33 protein-coding genes are annotated in these 26,788 nt (G+C 66.6%); 17 read left to right on the forward strand and 16 right to left on the reverse strand.

Annotated features, from left to right (window positions below; translation table 11 throughout):
* The first annotated feature begins 21 nt into the window (after positions 1-21).
* Entirely contained in the window at positions 22-651 is a 630-nt protein-coding gene (locus ACWEWT_RS15285) for a hypothetical protein (protein WP_452559352.1), read from the forward strand.
* 50 nt (positions 652-701) lie between these two features.
* On the forward strand, positions 702-2,294 hold the full coding sequence (locus ACWEWT_RS15290) for a hypothetical protein (protein WP_452559354.1): 1,593 nt from the start codon (positions 702-704) through the stop codon (positions 2,292-2,294).
* Positions 2,295-2,469: 175 nt separating this feature from the next.
* Here the strand turns inward: ACWEWT_RS15290 and ACWEWT_RS15295 are convergent, their stop codons facing one another.
* From ACWEWT_RS15295 to ACWEWT_RS15315, 5 genes are all read right to left on the reverse strand, one after another.
* A complete protein-coding gene (locus tag ACWEWT_RS15295; RefSeq protein WP_452559356.1) occupies positions 2,470-3,465 on the reverse strand; it encodes a recombinase in 996 nt (331 codons plus the stop codon).
* Complete coding sequence (locus ACWEWT_RS15300; RefSeq protein ID WP_452559358.1) at positions 3,462-4,775, reverse strand: tyrosine-type recombinase/integrase; 1,314 nt, start codon at positions 4,773-4,775, stop codon at positions 3,462-3,464. The genes ACWEWT_RS15295 and ACWEWT_RS15300 overlap by 4 nt, the downstream gene beginning before the upstream one ends.
* A 67-nt stretch (positions 4,776-4,842) precedes the next feature.
* Positions 4,843-5,148 carry a hypothetical protein gene (locus ACWEWT_RS15305; protein ID WP_452559360.1) on the reverse strand — a complete coding sequence of 102 codons (306 nt, stop codon included), beginning with the start codon at positions 5,146-5,148 and terminating at the stop codon, positions 4,843-4,845.
* Positions 5,145-5,651: a hypothetical protein gene (locus tag ACWEWT_RS15310; RefSeq protein WP_452559362.1), complete on the reverse strand. Its 507-nt coding sequence runs from the start codon at positions 5,649-5,651 to the stop codon at positions 5,145-5,147. The genes ACWEWT_RS15305 and ACWEWT_RS15310 overlap by 4 nt, the downstream gene beginning before the upstream one ends.
* A 791-nt stretch (positions 5,652-6,442) precedes the next feature.
* The gene (locus ACWEWT_RS15315; protein WP_452559363.1) at positions 6,443-6,814 is read right to left on the reverse strand and encodes a hypothetical protein; all 372 of its coding nucleotides are present in this window, start codon (positions 6,812-6,814) and stop codon (positions 6,443-6,445) included.
* A 295-nt stretch (positions 6,815-7,109) separates the two neighbouring features.
* Here ACWEWT_RS15315 and ACWEWT_RS15320 point away from each other — a divergent pair, with 295 nt between their 5' ends.
* Positions 7,110-7,580, forward strand: coding sequence for a hypothetical protein (locus ACWEWT_RS15320; protein WP_452559365.1), 471 nt, complete (start codon positions 7,110-7,112; stop codon positions 7,578-7,580).
* A 5-nt stretch (positions 7,581-7,585) separates the two neighbouring features.
* Here the strand turns inward: ACWEWT_RS15320 and ACWEWT_RS15325 are convergent, their stop codons facing one another.
* Entirely contained in the window at positions 7,586-8,008 is a 423-nt protein-coding gene (locus tag ACWEWT_RS15325) for a hypothetical protein (protein ID WP_452559367.1), read from the reverse strand.
* Positions 8,009-8,145: 137 nt separating this feature from the next.
* On the opposite strand from ACWEWT_RS15325, the gene ACWEWT_RS15330 reads away from it, so the two are divergent.
* Both ACWEWT_RS15330 and ACWEWT_RS15335 read left to right on the forward strand, forming a co-directional pair.
* Positions 8,146-8,643, forward strand: a complete 498-nt coding sequence (locus tag ACWEWT_RS15330) for a hypothetical protein (protein WP_452559369.1) — start codon at positions 8,146-8,148, stop codon at positions 8,641-8,643.
* Positions 8,644-8,697: 54 nt separating this feature from the next.
* Complete coding sequence (locus ACWEWT_RS15335) at positions 8,698-9,114, forward strand: hypothetical protein (protein ID WP_452559371.1); 417 nt, start codon at positions 8,698-8,700, stop codon at positions 9,112-9,114.
* Between the two features lie 239 nt (positions 9,115-9,353).
* Here the strand turns inward: ACWEWT_RS15335 and ACWEWT_RS15340 are convergent, their stop codons facing one another.
* The 5 genes from ACWEWT_RS15340 to ACWEWT_RS15360 all read right to left on the reverse strand — a co-directional run bounded on the left by ACWEWT_RS15340 (position 9,354) and on the right by ACWEWT_RS15360 (position 12,463).
* Positions 9,354-10,499 carry a DUF4238 domain-containing protein gene (locus ACWEWT_RS15340; RefSeq protein ID WP_452559373.1) on the reverse strand — a complete coding sequence of 382 codons (1,146 nt, stop codon included), beginning with the start codon at positions 10,497-10,499 and terminating at the stop codon, positions 9,354-9,356.
* Between the two features lie 192 nt (positions 10,500-10,691).
* Positions 10,692-11,078, reverse strand: a complete 387-nt coding sequence (locus tag ACWEWT_RS15345; protein WP_452559375.1) for a hypothetical protein — start codon at positions 11,076-11,078, stop codon at positions 10,692-10,694.
* A 3-nt stretch (positions 11,079-11,081) separates the two neighbouring features.
* Positions 11,082-11,594, reverse strand: coding sequence for a hypothetical protein (locus ACWEWT_RS15350; RefSeq protein ID WP_452559377.1), 513 nt, complete (start codon positions 11,592-11,594; stop codon positions 11,082-11,084).
* A 38-nt stretch (positions 11,595-11,632) separates the two neighbouring features.
* The gene (locus ACWEWT_RS15355; protein ID WP_452559379.1) at positions 11,633-12,073 is read right to left on the reverse strand and encodes a hypothetical protein; all 441 of its coding nucleotides are present in this window, start codon (positions 12,071-12,073) and stop codon (positions 11,633-11,635) included.
* A gap of 39 nt (positions 12,074-12,112) precedes the next feature.
* Positions 12,113-12,463: a hypothetical protein gene (locus ACWEWT_RS15360; protein ID WP_452559381.1), complete on the reverse strand. Its 351-nt coding sequence runs from the start codon at positions 12,461-12,463 to the stop codon at positions 12,113-12,115.
* A 758-nt stretch (positions 12,464-13,221) separates the two neighbouring features.
* Between ACWEWT_RS15360 and ACWEWT_RS15365 the strand changes: the two genes are divergently transcribed.
* The 4 genes from ACWEWT_RS15365 (at position 13,222) to ACWEWT_RS15380 (ending at position 16,116) form a co-directional block, all read left to right on the forward strand.
* Positions 13,222-13,737 carry a hypothetical protein gene (locus tag ACWEWT_RS15365; RefSeq protein WP_452559383.1) on the forward strand — a complete coding sequence of 172 codons (516 nt, stop codon included), beginning with the start codon at positions 13,222-13,224 and terminating at the stop codon, positions 13,735-13,737.
* Between the two features lie 799 nt (positions 13,738-14,536).
* A complete protein-coding gene (locus ACWEWT_RS15370; RefSeq protein WP_452559385.1) occupies positions 14,537-15,142 on the forward strand; it encodes a hypothetical protein in 606 nt (201 codons plus the stop codon).
* A gap of 115 nt (positions 15,143-15,257) precedes the next feature.
* On the forward strand, positions 15,258-15,449 hold the full coding sequence (locus ACWEWT_RS15375; RefSeq protein WP_452559387.1) for a hypothetical protein: 192 nt from the start codon (positions 15,258-15,260) through the stop codon (positions 15,447-15,449).
* Positions 15,450-15,549: 100 nt separating this feature from the next.
* The gene (locus tag ACWEWT_RS15380) at positions 15,550-16,116 is read left to right on the forward strand and encodes a hypothetical protein (RefSeq protein WP_452559388.1); all 567 of its coding nucleotides are present in this window, start codon (positions 15,550-15,552) and stop codon (positions 16,114-16,116) included.
* Positions 16,117-16,757: 641 nt separating this feature from the next.
* Here the strand turns inward: ACWEWT_RS15380 and ACWEWT_RS15385 are convergent.
* Genes ACWEWT_RS15385 through ACWEWT_RS15395 form a run of 3 tightly spaced genes read right to left on the reverse strand, consistent with a single transcriptional unit; the run spans position 16,758 to position 17,857 of the window.
* Positions 16,758-17,042: a hypothetical protein gene (locus ACWEWT_RS15385; RefSeq protein ID WP_452559390.1), complete on the reverse strand. Its 285-nt coding sequence runs from the start codon at positions 17,040-17,042 to the stop codon at positions 16,758-16,760.
* 6 nt (positions 17,043-17,048) lie between these two features.
* On the reverse strand, positions 17,049-17,558 hold the full coding sequence (locus ACWEWT_RS15390; RefSeq protein WP_452559391.1) for a hypothetical protein: 510 nt from the start codon (positions 17,556-17,558) through the stop codon (positions 17,049-17,051).
* On the reverse strand, positions 17,555-17,857 hold the full coding sequence (locus tag ACWEWT_RS15395; protein ID WP_452559393.1) for a hypothetical protein: 303 nt from the start codon (positions 17,855-17,857) through the stop codon (positions 17,555-17,557). The genes ACWEWT_RS15390 and ACWEWT_RS15395 overlap by 4 nt, the downstream gene beginning before the upstream one ends.
* A 147-nt stretch (positions 17,858-18,004) precedes the next feature.
* On the opposite strand from ACWEWT_RS15395, the gene ACWEWT_RS15400 reads away from it, so the two are divergent.
* From ACWEWT_RS15400 to ACWEWT_RS15425, 6 genes are all read left to right on the forward strand, one after another.
* Entirely contained in the window at positions 18,005-19,678 is a 1,674-nt protein-coding gene (locus ACWEWT_RS15400; protein ID WP_452559395.1) for a hypothetical protein, read from the forward strand.
* Positions 19,675-20,205, forward strand: coding sequence for a hypothetical protein (locus tag ACWEWT_RS15405; RefSeq protein WP_452559397.1), 531 nt, complete (start codon positions 19,675-19,677; stop codon positions 20,203-20,205). Before ACWEWT_RS15400 ends, ACWEWT_RS15405 begins: the two co-directional genes overlap by 4 nt.
* Before the next feature lie 160 nt (positions 20,206-20,365).
* Complete coding sequence (locus tag ACWEWT_RS15410; protein WP_452559399.1) at positions 20,366-21,352, forward strand: hypothetical protein; 987 nt, start codon at positions 20,366-20,368, stop codon at positions 21,350-21,352.
* Positions 21,353-21,931: 579 nt separating this feature from the next.
* Entirely contained in the window at positions 21,932-22,276 is a 345-nt protein-coding gene (locus ACWEWT_RS15415) for a hypothetical protein (protein WP_452559400.1), read from the forward strand.
* A 160-nt stretch (positions 22,277-22,436) separates the two neighbouring features.
* The gene (locus ACWEWT_RS15420) at positions 22,437-22,580 is read left to right on the forward strand and encodes a hypothetical protein (RefSeq protein ID WP_452559401.1); all 144 of its coding nucleotides are present in this window, start codon (positions 22,437-22,439) and stop codon (positions 22,578-22,580) included.
* A 120-nt stretch (positions 22,581-22,700) separates the two neighbouring features.
* Positions 22,701-23,651: an ATP-dependent DNA ligase gene (locus ACWEWT_RS15425; protein WP_452559403.1), complete on the forward strand. Its 951-nt coding sequence runs from the start codon at positions 22,701-22,703 to the stop codon at positions 23,649-23,651.
* Between the two features lie 169 nt (positions 23,652-23,820).
* Here the strand turns inward: ACWEWT_RS15425 and ACWEWT_RS15430 are convergent, their stop codons facing one another.
* Both ACWEWT_RS15430 and ACWEWT_RS15435 read right to left on the reverse strand, forming a co-directional pair.
* Positions 23,821-24,228, reverse strand: a complete 408-nt coding sequence (locus ACWEWT_RS15430; RefSeq protein ID WP_452559404.1) for a hypothetical protein — start codon at positions 24,226-24,228, stop codon at positions 23,821-23,823.
* Positions 24,228-24,479 (reverse strand): hypothetical protein, encoded by a 252-nt coding sequence (locus ACWEWT_RS15435; protein WP_452559406.1) that lies wholly within the window; start codon positions 24,477-24,479, stop codon positions 24,228-24,230. The genes ACWEWT_RS15430 and ACWEWT_RS15435 overlap by 1 nt, the downstream gene beginning before the upstream one ends.
* Before the next feature lie 444 nt (positions 24,480-24,923).
* Here ACWEWT_RS15435 and ACWEWT_RS15440 point away from each other — a divergent pair, with 444 nt between their 5' ends.
* Together ACWEWT_RS15440 and ACWEWT_RS15445 are read left to right on the forward strand one after the other, a co-directional pair.
* Entirely contained in the window at positions 24,924-25,490 is a 567-nt protein-coding gene (locus ACWEWT_RS15440) for a hypothetical protein (protein WP_452559407.1), read from the forward strand.
* Positions 25,491-26,186: 696 nt separating this feature from the next.
* Positions 26,187-26,510 (forward strand): hypothetical protein, encoded by a 324-nt coding sequence (locus ACWEWT_RS15445; protein ID WP_452559408.1) that lies wholly within the window; start codon positions 26,187-26,189, stop codon positions 26,508-26,510.
* Positions 26,511-26,788 lie beyond the last annotated feature (278 nt).

Genomic DNA, 26,788 nt, shown 5'->3' on the forward strand with positions numbered 1-26,788 from the left:
TTCGACGATCGAGGAGCAGTGATGGCGGATACCGATCTTGTCGAGTTGCCGTTGACCTTCGATGTTCCCGAGGTGTTTCAGGGAATGGATCTGACCGTTTCGGCTGAAGAGACGGTGAACGAATTGCTGAAAGAGTTGGAGGAGACGACTTCTGCTACCGAGCAGCAGAAGGCGCACGCCGTGCTGGCGCAACGCGCGTTGTTCGAATCGCTGGCCTCGGCCGGGTCGGTGTATGCGGGGACGCTGGTGACCAGAGCCGACGACGGGACGAAGTTGGCGTCGGCGTTGCTGACGGTTGCCGTGCGCCCGTCGGAACTGGCCAACGAGGGCACCGTGGAGCGTCTGGTCCGCACACTCGGCGCCATTCACGACGAGGCAGAGGTGGGCGCGATCAAACTGCCCTGCGGGCCGGCGGTAGCGCTGACCGAGGACTCGCGAGTGGACAAGCCGGTCAATCTCTTGTCCGATGGCGGTGGCCCGACCACGGTGCGAGCCTTGCACGTGTTCGTGCCGATACCGGGCCGGCTGGCCATGGCCGATTTCAGTATCTCGTCCGAGGATCGAGAGAACTGGCAGACCTACGCCGGGATACTCGCCGCTGTGCTGAAAACAGTGAAGTTCACCGAGAAGGACACGACGAAAAAGGGGTGATCGCGGTGAAGACGCTCTACTCGTCCGCAGAAGGAAACGGAAACTACCCGATGCCGGTTCTCGGGTACCAAGCAGGGCGTGACGACCTGATCGTCGGCGCGGTGCACTCCAAACTCAACCAGTACACCCGCGACCCTCGATTCATGGTCAAGATGTGGGGAATCGACCCGGCGGCCGTCCGGCCGGAAGACTATCTCCGCATCGAGAACCTCATCCGGGTCTTTGTGTTCGAGGAGGACCGTATCCTCGCGGCACTGCGCCGGCTCGACGAACGACTGGCGAAACTGAAGAAGTCCGATACCGCGTTCGCGACCGCCCTCACCAGCTACCTCGAATCACTGACCGCCGCCGCGGAGAAGCGATGCCCGCCCCCCGACCCTCCCGAAACCCCGATCGGCCATGACCCCTTCGCCACTACCCAGTACGGCGAACAGGTCGACTACGGGGACGACGACGACGACGAGGACGAGGCTGCTGTGGAGGCCGAGATCGAGGCCGACACCGCCGCCGCGGATGAAGCGAGGGCCCGCAGGCGCAGAAGGGAAGCAATCCAGCGACGCAGCTATGCCCATCCGAACAGCATCATAGATTTCACCGACCCTGAGGTCGCGCGACCGTTGGGAGACGACGAGACCCCGGTAACGCCCGAAGCCGGCTTCCAAGGCGAAATGTGGCGACTGATGGACATCGCCTACGACAGCATTCGCATTCCACACAACGATCTGCGCGAACTGGTGGATCTCGTGCTGGCCGTCCAAGCCGAATATCAGCTGCAATGCCTGCTGATCGACCGGGAGATGTCGCGGGTGATCGATACCCGCGGCCGGGAATTCGACTGGCTGACCGAGGTCGCCGTGCGCAAGTATCTCCGCGAGCAGGGCGAGAAGAACAGTCGTGAGGCCGGGAAAGTGCGATCCCTGTTCCTGATGGCCGGCGGGGTGGGCGCAGCCGCGGTACTCGTCGAGAAGGCGATCGACGATCCCCTCACCGTGCTCGGCGACCTGCTGGGAATCATCTCCGCGGTCAGCGGCGTGCTCGCGCTGATCCCCGCGCTCACACCACTGTGCGGGCCGATCGCGGTGGTTTCCATCCTGGCCAGCCTCGCCCTGCACACCGCCGACGCCATCGTGAAAGGAGACTGGGACGCCGGCACAGTCGTGGGACTGGGCGCCGACGTCATCGGTGCGATCCCCGGCATCGGCGCACTGTCGAAAGCGGTCAAGGCCGGAACCATGGCCATGCGCGCCGGCGGCACCATGCGTGTCGCCCTCCGTCACAGCGGGCAAGCCTTCCGCACCGCTGTAGCCGGAGCCTCCGCTGCCGAAGCCGGAATGCTGTCGAACTACCTCGGTTCCAAAGGAGCCGCCGTCGTTGGAGCCAGCGCCGAACGCGGCATCGTCGCGGGCAAGGTCATCCAGGGTGCCTTCGACCTCACAACCCAGGTACCCGCCGTCATCAACCTCGTCCCCGACACCAGTGCCGGTGCGGGAGCACCCGCCGCCGCGGGAGCCTATACGACCCGCGGCGTCGGCGAACTCGCCGGCGCCAAGGTCGGCAGCTTCTTCGAAGCCGGAGGCAAGGCATTCGCCAAGGGCGGCAATGGATCCCTGAAGACCCTCAGCACCATCCTTCGCGCCGCCTGACCAGCACAACGGCATCACCGGACACATCTCACATCATCGCGGCAGTACAGGAATGGTGTCATTCCAGAAACGGCCACATCGGCTACTGAAACACTGCGGCGACTACCAGCTCTCGCCCGGCAGCGACGTCCTCGCAGCTTGAGCTCCCCGCGATCGCGGGGATCTACTTCAATGGTCAGGCAAGGTCGTCGAGCAATGACGCGCTGGCGGCGGTGGTTTCCCGGATTTTGACCTCCAGCGCGTCGAGCAGATCGTCGAGTTCGTCGTGGGCCGGCCGGTCACGCCAGCGGGCGGCGACCCCTCGGTCGTAGTAGCCAGGGTCGAGGTCGATCGGTTCGACCACCGGCGGCGCGGGCACCTGCTCCGGGACCGGCGCCGTGCGGGGACGGTTGCGGTGGCGCCGCGGGTTTCCCGACAGGTGCGCGGCGGCGATGGCGGCGGCCGTGGTGGGGTGTAGTGGGTGAAGCCGTCCGATCGGGGCGTGTCCGGCGGGATAGCCGTAGGCGTCGAAAGCGGTGAGTAGCGGCTGCGTGGCCCATCGGGAGTCGAAATCGGCTGGAGCAAGGGTGTTCTCGGTGAGTTGTTCGGCAAGGATCGCGTGTCCGTAGCCGCGGGGGGCGAGGTTGGTGACCGCGGCCCAGCGGCGCAGGATCTGGACCGGGCACAGCAACGACTCGTCCGGCCGGGCCGGCAGGACCAGCATGCCGTCGTCGACGATCACCGCGGTGTCGGTGACCTGGATCTGTTCCTGACGCAACCCGGCCAGCCGCGGGAACGACAACCCAGCGGCGGCGAGAGTGAGCAGGACAGCGTCGCGGCGTCCAAACAGGCCGCGGACCCAGCCGCTCACCGGGAGTTCGGTGAGCACGGCATCGACGGCGGTGCGGGTGCGGGCCCGGCGGGCGGCGCGGGCCGGGTTGTAGAGTTCGCGGACCGCTTCGGCGCGGCCGGGCGCAGGTAGTCCGGCGCGCCGGTGCGCGGCGTTGATCGCGGTGACCCGGCCGCGTTGGGTTGCTGGGCTTTTCGGGTTGGCAACCAGGTAGGCCACGACTACGCCGGGTGGTGCGGGCCAGGACGGCAGGTGCCGGGCGGTGCACCAGTCGTCGAACTCTTCCCAGGCGGACCGGTACCGGTCGGGCAGATCGCCCGGGTTGGGGTTCGGGGTGGTCATAGGGGGATCTTGTTGGCCGCGTTGTTGCGGTAGCCGGGGTTCTGGTCGTAGCGCAGCACGGTCTCGACGCGTTTGTGCCCGGTCTGGCGCATGATGTCCGGGACCGGTACACCATCGCGGCGCAGTTGCGTGACGAACCCGCCCCGCAGGGAGTGCCCGGCGATGAGTGCGATGCGCTCGGGCGCGAAACCTGCCTGCTCGCAGCGTCTTTTCAAGACGTCCTTGATCGTCTGATCGGCGATCGGACGGCCGGTGTCGGCCGGCAGGTTGCGGGTGGCCTTGGCCAAGCCCCGCCACACCGCGGCCTTCGCGCGCTGCTGTGTCGGCAGCTCGCGCTGGCAGTGGTGGACGCCGGGATCGCGTTGCTCGAGCTCGGCCAGCAGTTCGATGACGCCCTTGCGGGACTCTCGGATCTGGTTGACGACAGGTTCTTTCCGTCGATCCGCGGCGGCGACCGCGGTGTCGTGGACGGCCAGCAGGTCGAGCCAGTCGAGCAGGGTGCACCACGGGCAGTACCGGGGATCGTCGCTGCGCGGCAGGAAGACGTATTCCATCGTGGTCCGGGAGGTCTTGGATCCGCGGATCCGCATCTGGATCCATTTCTGATCAGGATCATCTTCGTCGGCGACAATGGTCAGGTCGCGGAACTGGATAGCGGCGATCTCGGAGCGGCGGCGCCCGGAGTAGAACCCGCACACGATCAGCGCGGTATCCCGGCGCGCGGCAACCTGTGCCTTCCAATCATTTTCGGCCGCATGAGCGGTGATGGAGTCGACGAGCGTGCGCACATCGCCGGCGAGCAGCGGACTGGCGGGTCGGGCTTCTTGGCCGGCGTCGGTGCGGTGCTGATCGATCGAGGCCAAGGCCTTCCGCACCACCGGCGCGGTGGTGGGATCGGGGTATCCGGCGTCGAGGTGGGTGTCACGGATCGCGGCGGACCACACCCCCAATGTCGAGGTCGGATACCGGTAGAGATCCTCATCGCGCTCATCGCGCAGGGCTTCGGCTTCGGCGAGGAACGCCGCGATCGTGTCCGGATCCGCGGGCAGCGCCTGATACCCGTGCTCGGTGCACCACTCGCCAAATCGCATGACCGGCGAGTGGTAGGTGCGGGTGGTGTTCGCCGCGGTCCCGTCTGCCAGCAGCGCATCGACCAGCCGACGATGGTCGGCGGTGAGCAGGTCGTCGTCCGCTCGCTCCTCGGCGGTCACCGCACGTAGCGCGGTCCCGGTGCCGGTGCGCCGGATCCCGGAATCGGGGCCGGGAACCGCGGGATCGGCGGATACTGGCACCTGCCCGTGTTCTGTCACTGTGACAGACCTTTCTGGTGAGGATGGACTCGGTTGCGCGCCGGAGCTTGCTGACCGGGCGGCACGTTCACGACGTGCCGACCTCGCGCTCGGCCCCGGCGACCGGTGCGCCGCACGGCGGGGCGGGTTCCGGGGCGGCCGAGCCCTCGCGCATCTCGGCGCAGGCCCGGGTGTAGACCCGCACGCGGGTGCCGCGCTGGTTCGGATACGGGCGGCTGGTCCCGGTGAGTTCGATGCCGGCGGCGGCGAGAGTGTCGAGCAGCGCGGTGATATCGGCGGGCTCGCCGGAGAACCGCACCTCCACCGCGCCGTCGTGGTCTGCCGTGTCGGCGCGATCCGGTGTGCGCGGCCGCGCGCCGTGACGGCCGGTCATCGGGAGGTTGCCCTCGGCCGGTGGCGCAGGTCGGCAGGGCAGCGGATCCAGTACGCGCGGTCCTCGACGATCGCGGGAACGAGATCGTCGAGGGCGCCGCGGATCCCGCCGACCACGACGATCCCGCCGCGGCGCCGCTGGGAGCGCCGGGCCCGGTCACGCCACTCCCGGCCGGTCGGCAGGGTGCCGGTGTAGAGGGCACTGCCGTCGGGTGCGGTGATGGTCAGGTGATCGTCGGCGGTCAGCACCGCGTGCCAGCCGGCGCCGGGCGGCCCGGACAGATCGAGGTCGTGGCGCAACGGCCGGGCACCGGCGGCGCGGACCGCGCGGTCGAGCAGGTCGGCCGCGAGTAGCGATCCGTCGTCGCCGACCACGGTCACCGTGCCGTGCTGCACGAGCGCGATCATCGCCTCGCCGGCCATGGTGATCGTCTGCGCCGACAGTGTTTCCGCGGCTTCGGGCACCCCGGCCTCGGGGTTCACCACGTAGTCGGGTACCTGCACTCCGGTTGCCTTCCTGGTCGAACCCACGCCTGCAGGGAGTTGCCCCCCGCAGGGCCTGCGTGGTTGTGCTCCTGCGCCGACTCGGCGACGTGGGGAGAAGCGTAGCGGCCAGCACCGACATCGGAGTATCGTTGCTGGTCACGGAGAAATTGTAACCGAAAAAGAGTGTGTGAGCTGGGATTTAACCCCTTTAGTCAACGATAATGCACCCTTATCGTTCACTAAAACCCAAAATATCAATGTGAGTGGGTAGGACACGCAGAAACGGCCGAAAACGGGCCTCTGATCAGCGGATTTCGTGGGCCCGGGTGAACTGGGCCGGCAGGTCGACGGGGCCGTGCCACGCACATCACACCTGCTCACCCAGCATAACCCAGGGTCGGGCCCACGACGCGGCGAACGTCGTCATTCTCCTGTGAGAGTTCCGGCCGGATGTCGGTGGGTGATCTGCGTCCCCGCAGAATATCTCGAAGACCGCCGAGTGCTTGGCTCGCAATGCCCAGCCGTCCGGTAGCGCGATGAAGCGGACCCGAGGAGTCCAGGATCAAGGCCAGCATGATGTACGAGCCGACGCACTGGGTTCTGTTCGGAGTCTCACCGCAGGTGTTCGAGTCAGCAGGATGCCGAGAGGCCGAGCTCCCGGCAGAGGACGCCGCCACGGTCGGAGTGTTTCTACAGAAGGTTCACCAGGGCAAGGGTCTTGGCCCGAGCAGTCAGTGCCGTGACTTCGAGCTCGCGATCCATTTCTAGCCGGCGAGCTGATGGCGGCGTGTGCAAGGCGGAGTTTTGGCTTATTGGTTCCTGCGGACCACTACCGCTTCGTCGCCTGTGTCGGTGATGTCGAAGTCCGCGGGGTTGAGTTTCGTTAGATTCTGCTCTTCCCTCGCGCTTTGACCGTCCCATATTGATGGCAGATCGTCGGGGTCGACCCAGCACGGGGGCGTGCCGCGCTGTAGTGGGGAGGGAGACCAGAACACTCCGGTCTCAGTCTCGATGAACGTGGTACCACCATCACGCAGTCGTTCGACATTGACGATTCGTTCTTCGCGCATCGCTCTGCCGTCACCACGCCACAGGCGAAACGAGTCGTAGTTCCCTTCGGAGCTGACGTATATGACCGTGCCTCCGGCGGTTTGGCAGAGGTATTCGACCTGTCGACTCATGTCGCTCCATCCACGTATGTCCTGGGCTGTTCAATCATTCTGCCACCGGGAGCCAGCCGGTGGCCCGGACCGTCGCAGGGCAAATGGATCAGATTGTGATCGAGGCGCGGGCCCGGTCCGCGGCTCAAGGCTTTCGGCACCGGCGACACCGGCGCCCGCACGTGCGACTCGTCACCGGAATGTCAGTGGCTGACCTGCGGGTTCGTCACTGGGGGTCAGGAGGCCTCGTCACGACGATGTCAGTGGCCGGGCGATCCGCGTAGGTCCACAACCTGCACGTTTTCCAGGTGAGCGCATGGCGCCGAACGCTTCGTCATCAACGGTGTCAGCGGTTGTCAGAGATAACGACATCCGCACCGCCAGGCTGCTCAGCCAGCTGCTGGTCGGGGGCCGAACCGGACCTGTATACCTGTCCCGGCGGGTCGCTCCCGACGACGGCACCGCCGTGGCCGCCGACATCGACCTGGTCACACGACGTCGGTGGATGAGCTACCGCGCCGCAGAACGGCATCTCGCCGCGGCTACTGGCGGATGGGACCTGCACGAACTGCGGCATCCCGGCTCACCCACGCCGGGGAGGACGGCGCCACCAGAAGCCGATCTGATGAACCTGCCCGGACACGAAGACCGCCGGATCTTGCAGCGCTACCTCAAGCCGAGCAAGGACGGCACCCACCGCCGACTCGATGACGTCGACGCCAAACGCGGCACATGGACCGTGGGTGTTGATGAACTCACGGCACGGCTCGGCCACGTCAGCCGATAGCCGGGTCAGTCCGGGATCCGGGTCGGGAGCTCGATATCGAGGGCTGCGATAGCGTCTTCGACCGTTCCGCCGGCGGGCGGGTCCCCGTTGATGATCCACTCGATGGTGATGTCGTAGCGGTCCGACCACTGCCGGGCGTAGTCGAGGACGCCTTGTACGACGTCTGCCAGGTCGGGGTTGCCGTGATCGTCTACGCCCACGCTCTCGTCGCGCAGCCCGTATTCGCAGGACCAGTCGACCCATTCCGGGGGCTCGCCCGGTGCAGGGGGTGAATCATCGATGTTGCGCCACAATTCGGCGTCGATCACCCGCGGTCGTTTGGCAACGGTCGGCTCGGCGGGTGGTGACGAATGGTTCGGTCCGGGCCGGGAAGCTGCTTTCTGCTCAGCGCGCTCTCGGGCACGACGTTGCTGGCGCGATTCGCTCATTCCGCCATGCTGCCACTCATATGGGTTTTTGGACGCGAAAATGAGTGTGCTACATGATGTCTCGCTTCTAGACTCTAGAGGATGATACCTGCCGCGGGCGATGTCGGGGATGCGCTCAGGTTCAGTGCGTAGTGGAGGTGCCGGCGCACCCGTGGCTACGGAAACTGGATCCGCGCCGCATCCGGGCGCGGCGGCGGACGCGCCGCGCGGTCCGGTACGAGCATTACGGCCCGCCGGTCACTGCGGGCCGGGCCACCGACTTCCGGTCGATCACTTTCTGGCACCGGGACCAGCCCGGCGGCCCGGTCGGAAAGCTCAACTATCTGGTCTGTCACGAGTGCCGGATCGGTTTCATCGGCAACATCGATGTGCAGAAGAACCTGTGGGGTCGCGGAATCGCCACCGGTGCGCTGGGCTACCTGCGCGACCAGCTCCCTGGCTACAGCTGGCAGACCAGCCGCCACAGACCCACCGCGAAATCGTTCTGGCTGCTGGTCACCGAAACCAGCGGCGAGGACTATGCCGACACCACACCCGACCGCACGTGTGCCCATCTGGCACTGTTCTGGCGCGGCGGCGCGACCTCGCACCCCACGAGCGAGGAACCGCCGGCGTGGACCGCCGGTCTCGGATGATCAGCGGCGGGCCGCGAACCCCCGATACTCAGTGGAGAGAAGGACGTAGTCCCGATGGTTGATCGGACAGCCGATGTGACGCCCGCCGTCCATCTCCCGTGGGGCTATCTCCCCTCGGGCCGTAGGGTCCGCGCGGTGTGCTCGTGCGGCTTCGCCACCACGCCCCGGGCGAGCGAGGCCCGCGCCTTGGCTGCGCTGCTCGACGACCACGGCTGGACACCGCCGATCTGCGCGACGTGCGGGCACGACCACCAGGGCTACCCCGGGCGGGACTGGGAAGCGCTGCGCGACCGCGACATCCAGATCCTGACCGACCCGGCAACAGGCGGCACGTTCCTGGTATGCCGGGACCTGCCACAGTCCTGCCGCGAGGGCTCGGCACAGCGGCAGCTGCACCTCGACCGCGCCGCCTTCGACGCCTTCGGCCTCGAGCTGCCACCGCGGCTGCGTGTCATCGAGGGCGAGTCGTGACCGCCACCGTCACCGCCGCCCGAGCCGCGGCGAAAAGCAGATGCCGGCCAGGGCATCCACGCCGTCGCGGCTGCCCCCGGTACGGTCCGGCGCAGCGGTAATCACCGGTGAAGGATCGCGCGCCGTGCCGATACGGGTGAGTGCTCCGCGTGGGTAGGCAGTCCCGGCCGAACCTCAGCAAGCGCGGCGCGCGTAGCGATCTCCAAGGGGGCCCGCCGCCTGGTCAGTGAGGAATATGGTTACTGCGAGCCGGGAGTGCCCCCGACATCCTCCGCACCGGAACGGCCGGAGCGGCGGTCCAGGCGTCGGGGCCGCAGCCGCACCGGGACCGAGGCCACGACGTCCTTCGCGGCACCGGTGGCCCCGCAGATATTCAGGATCGGCGTGGGTTCTGGGATTGCAAAAGCCCGGAACACCGGGTCGTCGATGCGGCCGACGATCATGTCGAGGGAGTACTCGGCGATGCGGTAGTTGATCTCGGCGGCCAGCTCGTCGGCCTCGGCCCCACAAATATGGTCGCGCACCACGACACCGTCCCATTCCGCGGCGGGCCCCAACACCAGCAGCGTGCGAGGCGAGATCGGCATGACGATTTCGACGGCCTTCGTGATGCCGCGGGGCTGGGTCGGATACATGTGCAGGGTGCGGCGAACCTCGCGGCGCCGTCGACCCCTCTTCTTGGCGGCACGCTCGAGCTTGTGCCGGAACTGCTCCTCGGTCATCGAGCAATCGGGCAGGTGCTGGACATGGTCACCGACGATATTCACAATGACCGGCTCGTCGCCGATGAGGAACAACGGGCGGTCGATGGTCACCAAAGCCACCGGCCGGCCGGACAGCTCCTGGGCGAGCGGCTCGGTGGTCTCCTGCATGTAACCGATGTGCTCGTTCTGATGGGGTACGAACTCGAGCGTGCGCAGCTCGTCCTCGCTGACCTTCGCCGCCAACGTACCGGCCGCCATCGTCTTGCCCGACCAATCAGCCATCAACTCGTACTCACGCCGCCGCCGGGGACTACGCGTCATCTGAAAGGCAACAAAGTCGACCAACTCACCGAACTCCCGGGGAGTCAAAACGGTCTGCGTGGTGAGCGGGTTGTTCATCCGCCTCAACACCGCGGCGGCGTGCTCTTCGACGACGCTCAGGACCTCTTCCATGCGTGCATCGAGCTGATCGTCATCGGCGAGGAACGTGTAGAAGTCCGTGATCGCGAGATCACGGACGTTGCGGACGCCCTCGATGCGGTCGTGCTTCGACTTCGCCCACACCCGTTCGTTCGAGTCGGCCCACTTCTGCAACAAGAACTTCGGAACGACATGATGACGGGAACCGACCTTGCCGAAGCGGTCGAGCGTCCGGAACCACTCCTCGTCGATCATCGTCATAGCCACATTGCACCACCACGGACCGACAGAACTCGACCGTATTGTGCACTGGCTCGGCTGTTCACTGGCTCGGCGCTACCGTGCGCGCACCGCCACGTCGCCTACCGGACTTGTAGCGTGGTGACATGCCAGGCGCGACGGGTCGGCCGCCCCCTCGACGCCCGGTTCCGACAGCGCTCCGTGGGGCAGTGGTCACCCGGTCTCGCGGGTGAGTTCGGCGGCGGCCTCACCGAAGAAGGCGGCGGTCTGCGGGCAGCCGTCCTGTTCGTCGTCGCGGCCGCCGTGGATCCCGTAGAGGTCGTAGGCACAGCGACGCAACACGCTGTCTCGGGTCTCGTCGCAGTCGGCCAGCATGTCGTGGTCGTCGAGCAGCAGTGCGACCGCGGCGACTTCGCCGCCGCTCCAGGTCCAGCGGTAGTCGTCCCAACCGTGCGCGCGCACCGTGCGGGCACGCGACAGCAGGGAGGTGCGGTACGCGGCGCGCTTCTCGTCGGTGGGCGGGGCGAACGGATCGGGGAAATCCCGCTCGTCCGGGATATACAGCGGGTCAGGGATCGATGGGTCCTCGGTGGGGGGCATCGGTCAGCTCCTCGGGGCGGTGTCGTCGGAGTCCGGGCCGCGCTCGCCCAGGATCTGGCGCAGCGCCTCGTCGTCGGCGCGTTTGCGTGCGAGATAGGCCGGGGTGTCGGTGATCTCGACGTCGCCGGCCAGGCCCAGGGGCGCCACCATCGCCGTCAGCACCGCACGGGCGTGCGCGTGCCCGAGCCCGGCCAGCGACGCTTGCAGATCCACCAAGGTGCCGTGGGCGATGCTCAGCGCCAGCCGCAGCAGCCGGTCCTGCCCGCCATAGAGCCCGCCGATCTCCTCGTTCTGCACCGCGCGGGCCAACCCGGCCCAGTCGACCCAAGCGCCGTCGAGGTCGATGTCCTCCCGGTCGGGCACGGTCTCGGTCTCGATGTATCGGCGGATATCGGCGCGGTCGAGCAGGCCCGTGAAGTTCAGCATCTCGATCGCGCCGGCGTGGAACGTTCTGCCGCCCAGGGCAGCTGCGGCGGTGAGACGGCGGTACAGGTCCTCGGTGGAGACGGTGGTCATGGGGCTCTTTCTGATAGCAGCGGTACGGTGGGCCCCGGTCAGGGCTGGTCGGGGTCGAGCCAGAGGGTGTCCAGGGGGGAGGCCGCCGCCCGGGCGAGGTCACGCAGCCGGGCGGTCGCGGCGGCGAGCTCACGCAGGGCTTCGGCGGCGATCGCGGCCTGCACACCGGGCGCGTGGGCGACGGTGTCGGCGGCACACAACGCCGGGTCGGCGGCGAAGCGCTCGGCGCGGTGGGCGAGTTGGTCGCACAACTGCGGCAACCCGCCGAGCATATCGCCGAGGCGCCGCACGATCGTGGCCGCGTCCTGGGGTTCGGGAACGGCGCGGGCCGGGGCGTCGAGGGTGGCGTGGTTGGCGTAGCGGATCAGGTGCTGCAAGGCGAGCATCGCCTCACCGAGGGCATCGCCGGAGTGCGGGCCGTCGACCGGCCAGTGTGCGGCGACGGCGGCTTCCCCGTCGAGGGCAGGGCGGGTGGGCATCGGGTGGTCTCCTTCGCGGTGCCGCGGCACCAGGGGGTGTCAGTCGGTGGGTTCGGCCGGGTACCGCTCGTCGCGGGCGACCGCGGCGGCCAGCCGCGCGCGGGCCGCGGCGAGTTCGGCCAGGGCGGTGTCGAGTTCGGCCAGCGCGCGGGCCCCGGCGTCGGTGCGGACCTGCTCGGAGAATGTCGCGTAGTCGCCGTTGGCACACCACATGCCCAGCGGCATCCCGACCGCGTGCGCGGTGGCGGCGGCACGGGTGACCGCGCGGGCGATCTCGGCGCGCTCGCGGTAGACCAGGCCGGCGCGCAGCGCGCGGGCCGCCCGCTCCGCGGCTGCGGCGGCGTCCGGTCCGCGCTGAGGGACGCCGAGGTCGGCACCGTCGCCGGTCACGGCCGGTCACGCTTCGAGGTTGGGGCCGAGGCGGATTCGTCACCGTGACGGTCACCGGGTGCGACAATGATGGTGCCCTGCCCGTCCGGATCGGTCCGGCGTCGGGGGTCGGATCGACCGGGACGGGCGAGGTCGTCGAGGATCGAGTGCGCGGCCGGCTCCGCGCCGACGTGCCGGAGCGCGCCGACGGCCACCGGGCCGGGATCGGCTGGCACGGCTGCGGGTAAACGGTTCTCGGGCACGGGCGGGCCCCTCGGGGTCGGTGAGCTGGTGTTTCGGTGAGCGTAGACCCGGCCACCGACGTTTACCCCTGGTGGCCGGGTCGATTCTAACGTGCGTGCGTCGTGGCGCGTGTGGTCGTGCGTGCGTGCGTGCGTCGTGTGTGTGTGTGTGTGAAAAGCACGCGCGAGCAGGGGATCTGCGCGTTTGCAGTCCGTTATTCGACATTAGCGGACTCCGACCTGAAACCCGATCTCGGAATCGGGACACCACGGCGAAACGTGAATGTTTCACATTGTGGCGGGCTCGGCCCGGGGCGCCGGCGAGCGATGTGACACCCCGGGTCGGCACTCCTGTCCAGGTCAGCGCCCGTTTCCCCGGCTTCCCGGTGCGGCTTCCCGGCGGGAGGCCGGCCGGCAGGGACGGCGATTCCCGCCGGGCAGCAGAGGTATTCACCGGTCGGCGGCTGATAGGGTGAAGCTCACTCATCGCCCCTGTCGAGGGAACTCCCCATCTGTTGGTTGGATCGGAGTCCGGCGATGAGCGATGTCTTCTACCGCATGCACTGGCGTGACTGCCCCGAATTCTGTGCCGAGAACGCGTGGTCGGCGCTGTGGGGCTCGGTGCGTTCCGCCGACGGCGCGCAGACACGCTGCGGGTGCGACGGCGTCGATCAGGGCGAGCTCCGCGAGTGCCGACCGTGTGCGGGCACCGGCTACCGCGACACCGCCGACAATGCCGTGCGCTGCCGGTCGTGCGACGGTGACGGGTGCCTGCGGGTCGGCTGCGCCCTCTGCGACGGCACCGGTTGGCTGGATTGTGTACGTGGCTATAGCTGCTGGTCGACTCCCGAGCAGCTCATCGACTACTTCGAGGAATCGGGCCGGGACCGTCCCAGCGACGACGACGGTCGCGTCCTGGTGTTCACCGGCGTGAGCGTCGACTACGGGTTCGACGGCGAGCCGACCGTGGTGCCCGACGGTGCACCGATTGAGTCCATGACCTGGACGGAATTCCTCACCTACGCCGACCGCCAACAAGCGGAAGGACCGTGAGTTCCAGCTCGCCCACCGAACTATGCGACCGGGCGACGCGGCAACAGTGACCAGGGTTGCTGTCCGGTCTCAGGTGTAGTCGGGATCGGCGGGTAACCGTAGTAGTGCGACAGCAGCGGCGCCGCCGCCCCGCCGCCGCGGCGCACGCGTCCGCCGCCGACGGCGGAAGCCGGGCGGAACCGGGGCACTGATCAGGGGTGTGGATTTCATCGAAGATTTCAGTGCACAACGCTCTGACCTGGGCGCTGAAATGTATGGGCGCGGGATGAACTGGCTCGTCGGTAGTGCTTTGAGGACCCTCCCTAGGGGTTTGGGGCCGCCGCGGATTCGTCGCCATGACCGACTTTTTCGGATGCCTCGATCAGCGCCGCAGTGAAGAGAGCCATCGTGTCCGAGCGGCCGAGATGTACGAGACGTTCGAAATTCGAGGGCTCAGCTCGATCTGCGGCGCGGAGCGCATCCTCGGGCTGGGCGCCGTCCGCGAGGCCCGACCCAGGACGTGGTGCGGGCTGGAGGTTTTCGGGCACGAGCGGGCTCCCCTAAGTCGGTGTGATCGCGTTTTCGATGAGCGTAATGCTGGCCACCGATTCCCACAGCCGGCGCCTTGCCGATCCTATTACTTACAACAACACGAAAGGCCTGGCGTGGGTCAGCAATTCACTGGGGTTGAGGTCGCTAACACTCCTTAGCGGAAGTCATCCTGAAGCTCTGCGTGGAAGTGGGTAGGCGAAGTGATCAAGATGTACATATCAAGTTTACATATCTGGTTTACTTATCACGCTTACGCTACGCTGGCGGCATGCCCCTCGTGACCAGTGGCGAAGCCGCCGAGATCATCAGCCTCGGCACCGGATACGTGCCCGCCGATCCGAGTGGCTGGATCCGGACCCTGTGCGCAACCGGCATCCTCACCGACCACGGCACCGGCCGCCGAGCCCGCCTCGACACCACCGAACTCGCCCAGTTCGTCGCCCGCCACCCCTACCGCCACACCCTGCCGTTCGGCTACCTCGGCGTCTCGATCCTGGAGCTGGTGCCCTCCCAGGTATCGGAACTCGCCCCGCCACACCACAAGTTCCGCACCCACGGCGGCTACGACCACCGCAACACCGCCGGCCTGAGCCCGCAGCAGCGGGCCAATGCCATCGTGTCGAGCTGGCCCATCAGCCGCAGCAGCGCCCAGGACGTGGTCGACCGCGGGTGGCCGCTCATCGGCTGTGTGCGGGGCGTGGTCAACCCCGACACGATCTACTGGCCCAGCGCGGTGGTGCCGCTCGGTGGTGGTCGAATCGGGTTCCGGGTCGACCCCGACCGCCAAGGCCATCCCGAGATTGCCACCGGCGCGATCCTGGACGTCCCGCGCGGCAATATTTTCCGCTTGGTGCCGGCGGGAACAATGCCGTAGTCGGCCGCACCGCGGCCACACCGGATCACCGGTGATGCTCCCGCGCATGCTGGTCGCCGTGCCGCCATGGCGACCGACCGCCCCAACCACCACGATTCTCGATCGGAACCGCGCCATGTCGGGCCCCACCAAATCCCTGCTGTTCACCGCGATCGCGCTGACCGCCGTCATCGTCGGCGCCGCGACCGCGTTCCTGTCCAAGGCCGACGGCGCCACGGTGCCCGCCACCGTGCGCGCCGGCGCGATCGGATTCGGGGCCAGTCTGACGCTTTTCATGGCGGTTCTCACCGCCTACATGGTGGTGTGACCACCATGCTTCTGCGGTCCATCGGTCGACCCGGCACTCAGCTGCTACGGCAGCGGCTGATCGATTCTCCGGGCGCAACCAGGCCTTGTAGCGTGATGTGGTGGACAACGTGAGCTCGATCGACCAGGCGGTGGGAGCCGTCGCCGAGGAACTACTCGATGTGCATATGCACCGGCAGGATCCGACGACGGCGTCGAAGCGGGCCGCGAACGCCTTGGCAGCGCCGGTGCTGCAAACACTGAACCAACAGCACTCCGGGCTCGCGAACATTCATCTGGCGTTCGCGTTCGCTCGCCTGTTGAGCCAGGAATGCCCGCCCGCCGTCCGGGACAATCGCGGTGTGCCACAAATGACTCTGCTGGTCGGTGAGGGGGCCGAAATGCCCGGCCACGCCGAGGCACATAAGGCGGCGAGTGCAGGGTTCGGTAACCCCAGCTCGACGGCAGAGGCCAAGGCATCCAACGCGCGTTTTGCCGAAGCCATTCCGCTGGCCCAGCGATTCATCCAGGTATGGACGCTGACTCCGCGTGCGGTGCCAAACTTCGTCCAGGCTCAATCCGCCCGCTCTCCGGTGATGGTCGATGGAGTATGGGGCGTGCTGTGGCAGGCCTGTGTGACAGTGCGCTCCGGTCAGAAAGACTCGGCGGTGGGTCAGCAGCCGCACTGACGGAGTTGTTGCCATCCCCACCGACCCAAGCGGTGGCCGCCAGTACGGAATATCGCCGTCTCACCCGAAGCCGCATGGTTGGCGTTCCCGCTGTGCGCGGCGGCGATGATCAGCAGATGTGGCCGGGGTCCGGTTCCTGGCCGCGGATCCGATGTGGGCCGGCGCCGAACAGCTGCCCACCTTGAACGAAGCAGTCGCGCAGCACTGGCCGGGATTCGAGGGTCCGCACCCGGGGTGGCTGGCGGATTGGCCGACCGCTGTTCTCGGAGGTGTGCTGAAACGCCGTGACCGCTTCGACGAGGAGGTCGAGCTGATCAGTGCTCATGCGTGGGTGGTCCGGCACCCCCAGGCTGAGGGCCCGACGCAGCAGTGCCGACACTCGGCGCGCTGCCAACAGGCTGGCCGCCCTCGCCAGGCACGCTCAACATGAGCGAAAGTGGCCTCTGACCTGGGTACTGAAACCTTGCCGCCGGGTCACTGAAACCTTCGATGATGACCCACACACGACCATCGGCCAGCTGGCCTGACGACATCACCAGCGCTCGCGCCTCCCGGCTGCTCCACTACCCCGCCCCGGACCGGCGGCAGGCAGATCGCTCGCTCGTGCACCCATTGCGGCCGGGAACTCACACTTTCCCCGGTCATGCGGCGGTGGAGAACTCGCCGGCCTTGTACCGCTGCATGTAGTGCGGTGAGCAGTAGCCGCGGGCCCGGTGCGGGTTATCGCAACCCGGTTCGTCGCAGCCGCGGCGGCCGTAACTGCGGTAGGCGGGTTCGAGCCTCTGCCGGTTGTACCAGGCGTCATAGTGTTGGCGGCACATACCGCGGGCCCGGACAGGGTGCGGGCAGCCTGGCGCGAGGCAGCCGCCTGTTTCTCCGGGCTCGGGCCAGTGGAACGGCTGGATCCGCTGGAGTGTCTCGTCCATGGCGAGTCAGTCCCACATCCGGCGCAGCAGCGCCGCACGACGTTCGCTCGCGAGGTCGGCGACGAGTTCGGGGTGGCGGCGGTCGAATTCGGCCAGTTCGGTGCGGGCCGCGGCGATCGCCGCTTCGTTGGCTTCGTCGGTGCCGAAGGGGTCGGCCCAGTCGCCCTCGTCCAGGCGCTGGTTGTGCTGCGCCGACCAGGTGTGCTCGGCGGCGGCGACCTGGTCGACCAGGGCGGCGCGTTCGCTGCGCAGGTTGCGGGGCGCTTCACTGCGGACCTGGGCCCACACCGTCTCGATTTGCTCGGCCTCTTGGGCGGTGAGCAGCACCCGCCCGATCGCGGCCACATATTCGTCCGGGGTCCCCGGCTGCCGGTAGAACGCATGATGCGGGCCGCAGTGACTGCCGTACTCCTGCCCGTCGACGTGCACCACTGTGCTTCCGCCGGCCAAAACGGACACAACAGCGGATCGCCCGTCGGGCAGAGTTTTCCGCAGCGCGACAACAGATTCGGTCACAAGAACCTCCACCAGAATTTCGGATGCGACAGCACAGGCCCCGGCCGATAGGCCGACGCCGTCTCCGAACGAGGTTTGTTGTCGTTGAGATTCTCGCGCCCGGTGAGCGCGCTGGCCACCTCATCGAGGTGCGTTCGGTCAAGGTAGCACAGCGCTACGACAGTGTCCGGGTCTCGTGCTGCATGTTTCGCGATTCCGCTGGCCGACCACTCCGCGCCTACGCCGGTGCCGAGCCGCTGTTCTGCTCCAGCTCCGGCGCAGGCGTCGATGTCGGAGGCTGGTGCGATCATCAGCAGCACGTCGATGCGTGTCCGGATCCGTTAGGGCAGCGACACAGTCAATCCAGTGTGTGGAAAATTTTCTTCCACCGACCACGCCAATGCTTGAAATGTGTAACACTTATTTCCATGCGATGTGACGGAGTGTTCAGTCGGCGTGTGGTGCGTGTGACGGATCCGGAAGCGCTGTGGCCGGATCTTCGTTTCGCCGACCGTGAGCACGCACCGGAGTGGTTCGACCTCGAGACGGGTGAGCACCGGCCACCGCCGGCGGTCGTCGAATTGTTCGTGCCCGACCCGGATTCCGGAGAGCTCCCGGTACTGACCGCTCGGTGTGAGGGCCCGGCGCGAACAGATGAGGAGCGGGCACGGACGGTGCGCTGGCCCATCCCGCGCGTCGTACTCGACGACGAGTTTTTCACCATGCTGGCCGAACAGATCGACCCTTTGGCCGCCGACGTCGCGGACGGTTTGACCGTGACCGAGTCCCCACACGGTTGGCACCAGCGTCTCGCGCCCGACGCTGCGGCCGCCCGCGACGAGATCGGTCGCCGGCTGTCCGAGCTGCTGGCCGACTGGCCGATCCTCGAAATCCACGAGATCGATGACGCCGACCGCAGATTGCTCGTCCAGCTGGTCGATGCCGACCTGCCGGACAAGGAGCTGCCCGCGGTCGTGGACAAGGTACGGGAGCGGATCACGCCCCGCCGGGCCGGGAACCGGGTCGTGATCGACGGCGGCGTGGAGTACGTGACCGAGTTGCGTGATGCCGCGCGTGCCCGAGTACGTGATCACCTGGAGATCGTGGCAGGGCTGATGAGCGCTGACCGCAGCGAACGTGACGAGCTACTGCGCCGGATCGCGTCGTGGGACGGCGGTGGCGACAGCTATCGCTCGCTGGGCAACCTCGTCGGGCTCTCGCATACCACGGTCCGCACTATCGTCATGGAGGCCACCGTCGAACACGACCTCGCCCTGACCCACCTGCCGGCGACCCTGCGCTCTCTGGCTCTGGCTTGGAATCCGCCGGGACTCCCCGAAGCACACAGCGACCGCTACGACGACTATTACGAGCCCGACGACGATGAATTCGGTATCGGGGAATCACGACGCCTCGAACATCTGCGTTTGAAGAGCTGCGCGGTGTGTGGGGAACCGCCGCATAAGATCGTGCGCCGCTGGACCATCGGCACCGGTGAGGCACTCGACCGCCACGACCCGCATCGGGAACAGCCGGGCTATCCACGCACGCTCGGACAGAAGCCTCGCTACGACACCGGGGCGCGCTGGGCGGTGTGCGGGACCGTGTGCGCGCGAGAGGCCATCAACACAGACCGCGCCCGGCCGGCCCGGCACGTCGGCACCGACGAGTACTACGAGGTCGAGCGTTTCCGCTACACACCGCACGACAGCGAGTTGCCGGAACCGCTCCTGGATCTGCGCAGTCTTCTCCGCACCCTCGACAGCAACTGGAACTGGCTCGCCGAGGCCACGACCACCGACGACACCGAACAGGCCGCGCGCAACGTCAACGAGTTCCGGCGGGCAATCACCCGCAGCGCCGAAGCGGTGGCGCAGTTCCGCACCTACACCACAGCGCCGCGACAGTTCCTGCCCGGCGACGCCGAACCCGCCAACGTCGCCCGAGTCCGCCACGGCGACGACATCTACACCAACGGCAACGACCCCTGGATTTTCGGGCCCCCGGGATGGCACATTCCGGGCACCGATACCACCCTCACCTGGGACGAGCTCGCCTCGATGGCCGACGGCGACCTGTACGAGATACCCGTCGAACGACTCGACTTCACCAGCCTGACAGGCCAAGGCGTTCCACGGTGAAAGCGACGCCCGACAATGCCGATGCGCTGAACTCGGTGTGTCGGTGGTGGGCGGTAGTCTCGGCGGGCTGGATCGATGCCGCACAACTCTTGAAGGAATCGGAGCGCACCGTGGGAATTTCGACTCATGTGATGGTTCAGGATCCGGTGGACCCTTACGAGTTGTTCGCCGCCGCTCGCTCCGCAGTCGGGCTGCCTGGCGATGCGGCCTGGAGCCTGTTCGACATCGACAACATCCACCTGTTGCGAGCTCGGTCTGACCAGGGTGCCCGGGCCCTGGTCAGCGTGCACTTCGCGCCCGAGGGTGGGCCGTACCCGTCCGAAGACGAGGTCGGTGAGCCCGACGGCTACGCCCTCGTCTCGTTATCGAGCACGGCCGGCGACAGCGCAACCGACCGTGCAGACCATGAACAGATCGTCACTGTTCTTGGACAATGGCTGAGCGAACACGGACAGCGCTGGTCCTGGCAGTACGGCGAGGACGAAGTGTGGGTAGCAGGACACTTCCTGCGCCCGGCCACGAGCTGAGGAGAGCAAGTACCAACCCGGGCAGGATTTCTCGGCGCTGGTTAACCTCAACCCGTGGCCTCGCTCCGACCGGGCGCCCAGGGCAACGAGTGTCCTACAAATCGACTTGCAGGCCTTCATATGCTGGAGAGTTGCGAAGCTCAACACGCTGGAGGAAGCCGTGCTGATCGTTCCCGCAGAATATGAACTACCGCATCACCTCTGGGTCGACTATGACGTGCTGGGTTCTCGTTTCGAGACCAACATCGGCCCGGTCCGCGCCACGGTTGTCACCCCGCCGGATCCCCGCACGAGCACCTATGCGGAGCTGCAGTCTCCCGACCTGCCCGGGGTTCCGCCCTCGGCGTGGGAGCCGGACACACCCTGGACGACGAAATACGCCAGCAGCGGGACACGCAACGCAACGGCCTTGCGCCGCATCGGGCTGGAGTTGCGCGAAGACGGGCATCGATTGTCGCCGATGGCCGGCTACGCGCAAGACGAGAAGATCTTCTACCACGCCACGAATTGGATCGCGTATTGGTTTGCCCAAGTAGAAAACTGGGCTTCGGTGATCACCGGCGACGACATCAATCACCGCCAGCCCACCTACTCGGCCAACACGAACGGGCCAGGCCTACGAATGTGGCGGAGCGGCCAGTGGCAGGACGGTGGCTTCCGGCTGACTACCCCGCACCACACTCCGATACCCGCAGAGTTCTTCCGGGCCATCCTCGAGCGGGTGGCAGACGGGGAACAGCCACCGGTAGAGCATCAGCTCTGGCGCGACAGCCGTGCTGCGCTCATCCGAGGTGACCACCGCAAGGCCGTTCTCGACGCGGCAACCGCTGTGGAGTCGTGCCTAATCGCCGAGATCGCTGAAGTCGAATCACAGACCGGGCTGAACTATCCCGTGAAGCGGGGACGAGGATTGAAGAGCCGATCGGAATGGCTTGAGAAGCAGACCTCCCATTACCATCCGCATCCCGATCTGCCGCTGCTGGCGGACTGCCGTAATGAGGTGATCCATGCCGGTGGCCCCGTCGAGTACGAAGCTGCCTCCACGGCCGTCGAGGTGGCGATAACAACCGTGCTCGCCTATGGCAGGTCCTATGACCCCCGAAGGCCGCTGGCGACGACAGCCGCCACTCCCCATCCGCAGCAGTGAACCGCCGACCCAGCTGGAAGTGCTCCGAGGCTAGGACCCCGGGATCTGGTTCAACCGGCTCGGCGAAGGCACAGCACACCACCACCACGCCCCACATATCGAGCGAATATGGCCGTCTGCCCACGTCGGAGGAGGGAACTATCGGCAACTGCTGGCGCACTACTACTGCTGCCTCTACGTGGCTGGATTGCCGAGCACCCGAAAACCGTCCTGACGAGCGCACAGCGCAGTAAAATTAGCAGCGCGGCAGTATTCCGCCACTTCTGGCACTCTGCCCGACTACCGCCGCCAGCCCGGTTGCCACCACAACTCAACGGGCTGGCGGCATTCTGTGAATCGACAACCGGCAACTGTGACCTGACGGACCTAATCCTGACCGGCCCTGCGGCAGAGCGATTCGAGCCGGGCCGAAGCGAGACCAGCACTGACGCTCCGGGCCTGTGACAACCGATCTGCGAACGTGTAGGTGTGGCTTCAGCGGGGCTAGGCCGCTCGGTCTGGGGGTACCGTGGAGCGCGGATTGCCGGACCCGGGTGCAATGTTGGTGCCGGCCGACCTGCCGATGATGGTCCGAACGGAATGCTGGTGCACACCGTGGGTTACTGGGATCATGACTATTCACATCTTTCGGTCGACTCGCTGACTCGTCACCTGGAGCATGCGCTGTTCGACTTGATCGGAAAGGTCGCCGACGATCCCGGATTCGGTGACCTGCTCGCCGACATCTACCGCAGATGGTCTGAAACCATCGCGGAGCACCCGGACCCAGTCGCCGCACTCCTGCGGGAAGCCGAGGAACTCGGTGGTATTCCCCGAGGGATCGAGGTGTTCGATGAAGCCAGCGGCGACATAGACCTCGTCAGCCTGCTCGTCGTGGTCAATATGCTCCGCCAAGGCCACCTCCGCAGTCAAGGTGGTCCGTGACTCGCCACTCACCCGAGATATTCGGCCGCTTCCGTGTGTGGGAGCACTGCACGCACCTAACGTGGCCGCCGGTTCGAGCCGTCCCGGCCCGAGGTCGGCGACCGCCGCGGCTGTTCACGGGCCTCGGCGCATCATTTTGATAGGACATCAAGATGATGCGTTGAAGATCAGAAGCAATCAAAATGATGCCTTCCACGGTCCGAACAGGACCTTCTTCGTCCCTGTCCAGGCGCCGGACTCCGATCCGTGGCAAGGTGCGCTGGTCGACGCGGCCTTCTGGCTGGCCGGTCGTGCCGCCGTGTGATAACTACTTGGTCCTAAACGGTCGGCGGATGGCTTCCTGTGCGGCAAGGAATAGATAAATTTGCAGGACAGCGCCGATTATTTCCAGTAATAGCAGATGTGCCAACCGTATGCTCACTGCGTGTCCCTGCCTTCGGTGTGGCCGATGTTGGCTTCTCCTGGTGAGCCTCCGGACGGCTTCGCGTTGGAATGGAAGTGGGACGGCGCGAGAACGGCGATCCAGATCACCGATGGTTCGTGCAGGATTTTCGCGCGTTCTCGCCATGAGATCACCGAGATCTTTCCCGAGCTTGCTGAGGCTGTGCTCGAGCTGGCACCGAACCGGAAGATGGTGTTGGACGGTGAGATCGTCGTTGCCGACCGGTCCGGGGTGCCACGATTCCAGCGGCTGCAACACCGACTCCATGTCAACAAGCCCTCGCGATCTCTGCTCACCAGGTTCCCCGCCCAGCTCATCGTGTTCGACCTGCTCACACTCGGGGCCACGGATCTGACTCACATGCCGTATCTCGCCCGTCGAGAGCAGCTGATGGCGATGGAGCTGTCGAGCACCGCGGTCAGCACTCCCCCGCACTACCTCGATGTTCCGGCGGAGAGAATGCTCCAGGTGGCAGCGGACGCCGGGATGGAAGGTCTGGTCGGCAAAGCCCCGGACTCGATCTACACCGGCGGCCGGTCCCGGCGATGGATCAAACGGACCATCAGGCGTGCGGCGGACTTGGCCGTGGTGGGAACCCTGCGAAGCCGAAACTCCGGCCACGACTGGCGTTCATTGATCGTGGCCGGATATTCCAATGGCATGTTGACCTACGCCGGCTGCGTCGGCAGCGGCCTCAGCGCCGCGGAACGGCGTACCCTCCAACCCTTGATCGACCGGCTCGCTATCACCGAATGCCCACTGGACACACCACCTCCCCCGCCGGTGGCTGCCGCTTCGACATGGCTCCGCCCCTACCTTGTCGGCGAAGTGGAATATCGCGAGTTCACAGGAACTGCCTTACGGAACCCGGTATGGCGTGGCCTGCGCGACCGCAGAGTGGAAGAGGCCCAGCTGCCCACCACATCCGTCTGACGGGTCGCGAACCCGGGCCATAAGCGACCCAAGGCTGTGGCGCGTGTCGGCGCCGTTGATTCACAACGGCCCACCGATCCCGAGGCCGTGCCCACTGAGTGTGACCGGAACCCCGCGGCGAACCCTCGTAGTTGAGCGGAGATATTAGTCAGCCGCGTGCTCGCCTGGCTTAGGGCATTGTGTCGGCGTCGACGGTTGGGTCCATACGGGAGAGCAGTTCGGCACGCCCGGTAGCGATCGGCCACCTTCGGCCGACGCCCTCCGCTGTCGCCTGGGCGGCGGATACGCGTGCTCGATCAGCGGCATCCAAGCGCGTGAGCAACGTTCCACAGCGGCGGGCTGCATCACGGTCCAAGCCGACCACCACGGTGTTGGGGAGGTCGAGGATGACCGCCAGTACGTCGTGCTGCGACGGCGGGATATCGGCGTGGGCTTCAGCCAATACCGCGGCGGGAATCGCGATGACTCCGTCTTCCTGGACGATTCCCCAGACAACGGCTTCTGGGTAGGGCTCGCGCGTACAGGCACCGACGAGTGCGGCCACGTCCAGGACGTAGCCGCTGATCATTGCGGGCATCAGGCAGCGCCGGGGCTGGCCTCGGATCGGCCAGTCATCCGCCGGACTACGGCATCGATCATGCCGGGGTCGGGTCGGCGCCCGAAAGCTGTCTCGAGCTTCTGCAGCGAAGTGTCACGTGACATTCGCTGCTGGACCGACTCGGAGACGTACGCCGAAACAGATGGGATACTCCCGCTCTTCGTCCAGCCCTCGAGGGTAGCGGCGACGTCTTTAGGGACCGTGACGGTCACCTTCTTCGTCTTTGCCATACCAAAATGATAATCGATACATACCAACGGTGCGCCAGCGATCCTGTGGCGGGAGGCGGACATACACGCAAGGCATTTCGTGGTGACCGGAACAGCGAAAATAGGCGATGTCACGACATCTGCCCTGTCATCGTCCGGTAGCGGGCGCTTATCTCGCAGAGCCTATCGATCCGGGAGGCTGCGGCATGGCATGATATCGAACAAATGTTCGATATCGGGATGGTTGGCGAGGGTGATGAGGCAGCCGAGGGCGCGCCTTCATCCACGGCTTCACCTGCAAAAGGTGCAGACACGATCGCTGAACTCCGAGCCAAGATGGCAGCGATCCCCAGCCGCGTCGGCGCCGTTGAATCGCAGTGTCCGCCGGATCCCGGAACGACACCCACAGCCGACATCGCCACCCGGCTCACCGGCCAGCTCGGACAAGTACTGCCAGGAGGCGGCATGGAAGCCGGCACTGTACTCGAATGCAGCGGTAGCAGGTACCTACTGCTCGGACTGCTCGCCGCGGTCACCGAAACCGGACGATGGGCAGCAGTCCTGGGCACCCCCGGACTCGGACTACTCGCCGTCGCCGAGCTGGGCGGCCGACTCGACCGGCTCGCCCACATTCGCGACCCGGGCCCCGACCCCGTGGCGACCGCGGCTGTTCTACTCGACGGGATCGGGCTCGTCGTACTCGATGCACCCGGGTCTGCAACACCCGCCCGCACCCGCGCAGTAGTCTCGCGGGTCCGCAGTCAGCAGGCGGTTCTCATCGTCACCAGCCCCGGCGCGATCAGCGCTGATGTGAAACTCCAGGCTCAAGTGACCGGCTACACCGGCCTCGGTGAGGGACGCGGTCGTGTGCGCGAGATCCACCTCGACGTCCAGACATCAGGTCGTCGGATACACCGTCCGTGGGAAACAAGCCTCACACTCAGACCCGGGCCGCACCACCGCACGGAATGGGCTACCAGCGCCGTCGACGCCCAGAACCACCTCACGGTGATCACGGAGCGCACCGGATGACCGAAGGCGAATACTCGCCGGTCCGGTGGCTGCACCGGCCCCGCAAGGTCTACATCGACCCTCGCAGGATATGGACACTCCCCGCGCGGCCGGCTCACCGTGAGGGCCCACCAACGCTCGGCCAGCGCGCTATCGCCCTCAACACGCGCCTGGACCAAGACTGGATCGAGGGCACGCAGTACGCGTGGTGCCTTTTCGCCTTCGGCCGGAACCTCGAGTGGATGGCCGAGGTAGCGGTAGATCTCAGCACCAGATCAGGCACGGCAACAATCTCGGTCCGCCAGTGGGTCCCCTGGGACGCCATCAGACTCCCCGAAAACACGGACTGACATTCTCCCCCATTCCCCGAGCACGGACACACAGTTGCTCCCCAGCGACGGAGTGTGGGGCGTGCTGCGTCCGGCATGCGTGACGATGCGACTCATTCAGAGGTAGCAGGGCTCTATGCGGCTCTCGACTGTCGGCGACCAGACTCGCGAAGCGGGCAGGTCGAGATTGACGAGCGGCGCACCCAGCAGTCGGCTCTCCTGATTCCTGCGGGCCGATATCCGGCCGGATCTTGACCGTCACCTCGCGAATCGCATTCCCGGATGCATCCGGCGACGCTCCTCGAAGGCCTGGTCGCCCTCAGCCGACCAGCCGACGCCCGCCGCCATCCGCGGTGGCTTGTCGGTGGTCCGCACTACGGTCGGCACCGTGTCCGTGAATATCGAACTCGCACTCACCATTCGGGAGATGAAAAACGAGGGCGAACGCGCCGCGATGGCAAGGCTGCTGACCGACATACTCGAGAGCCTGGATTTGGCTCAGCAGGTGTCCGTCACGTTGGGAGAGAACGGACCGGATCTGTTCGTCCGCGCGCACTCTGCGTATCCGGTCGTCTCCAGTGGGTATCGCTGGCTCGACGACTTCGAGGCCGACCTCACACGCCAGGCCACCGCTCTCGTGTCCCACGCCCAGATAGATTTCACCTGGGCGGACACCGACACCGAGCTGGAAGGCATCGATGACGGCTGGTGAGAACACGGTATGGCCAGGCCCGACACTCTGCCCGTGGAGGCGTCGGCGATGCACCGGAATCTGACGGTGACCGCCTGGGTCAGGGAGCCGACGACACGACGGCGATATTACTCTGCCCAACCAGGTACACCCTGAGCCGAGCACAGCGTGCTGGACCATTCGACGGCCGCAGCCAGGACCTCGTGGGCGCCGTCGACGATGATCTCGCGGAGGAACTCGGCCAGTGCCGCGACCAACGTCTCGGCCGGGGGTGATCGTGTCGAGTGCTTCGTGCAGGG

Source organism: Nocardia sp. NPDC003963, assembly GCF_053605105.1.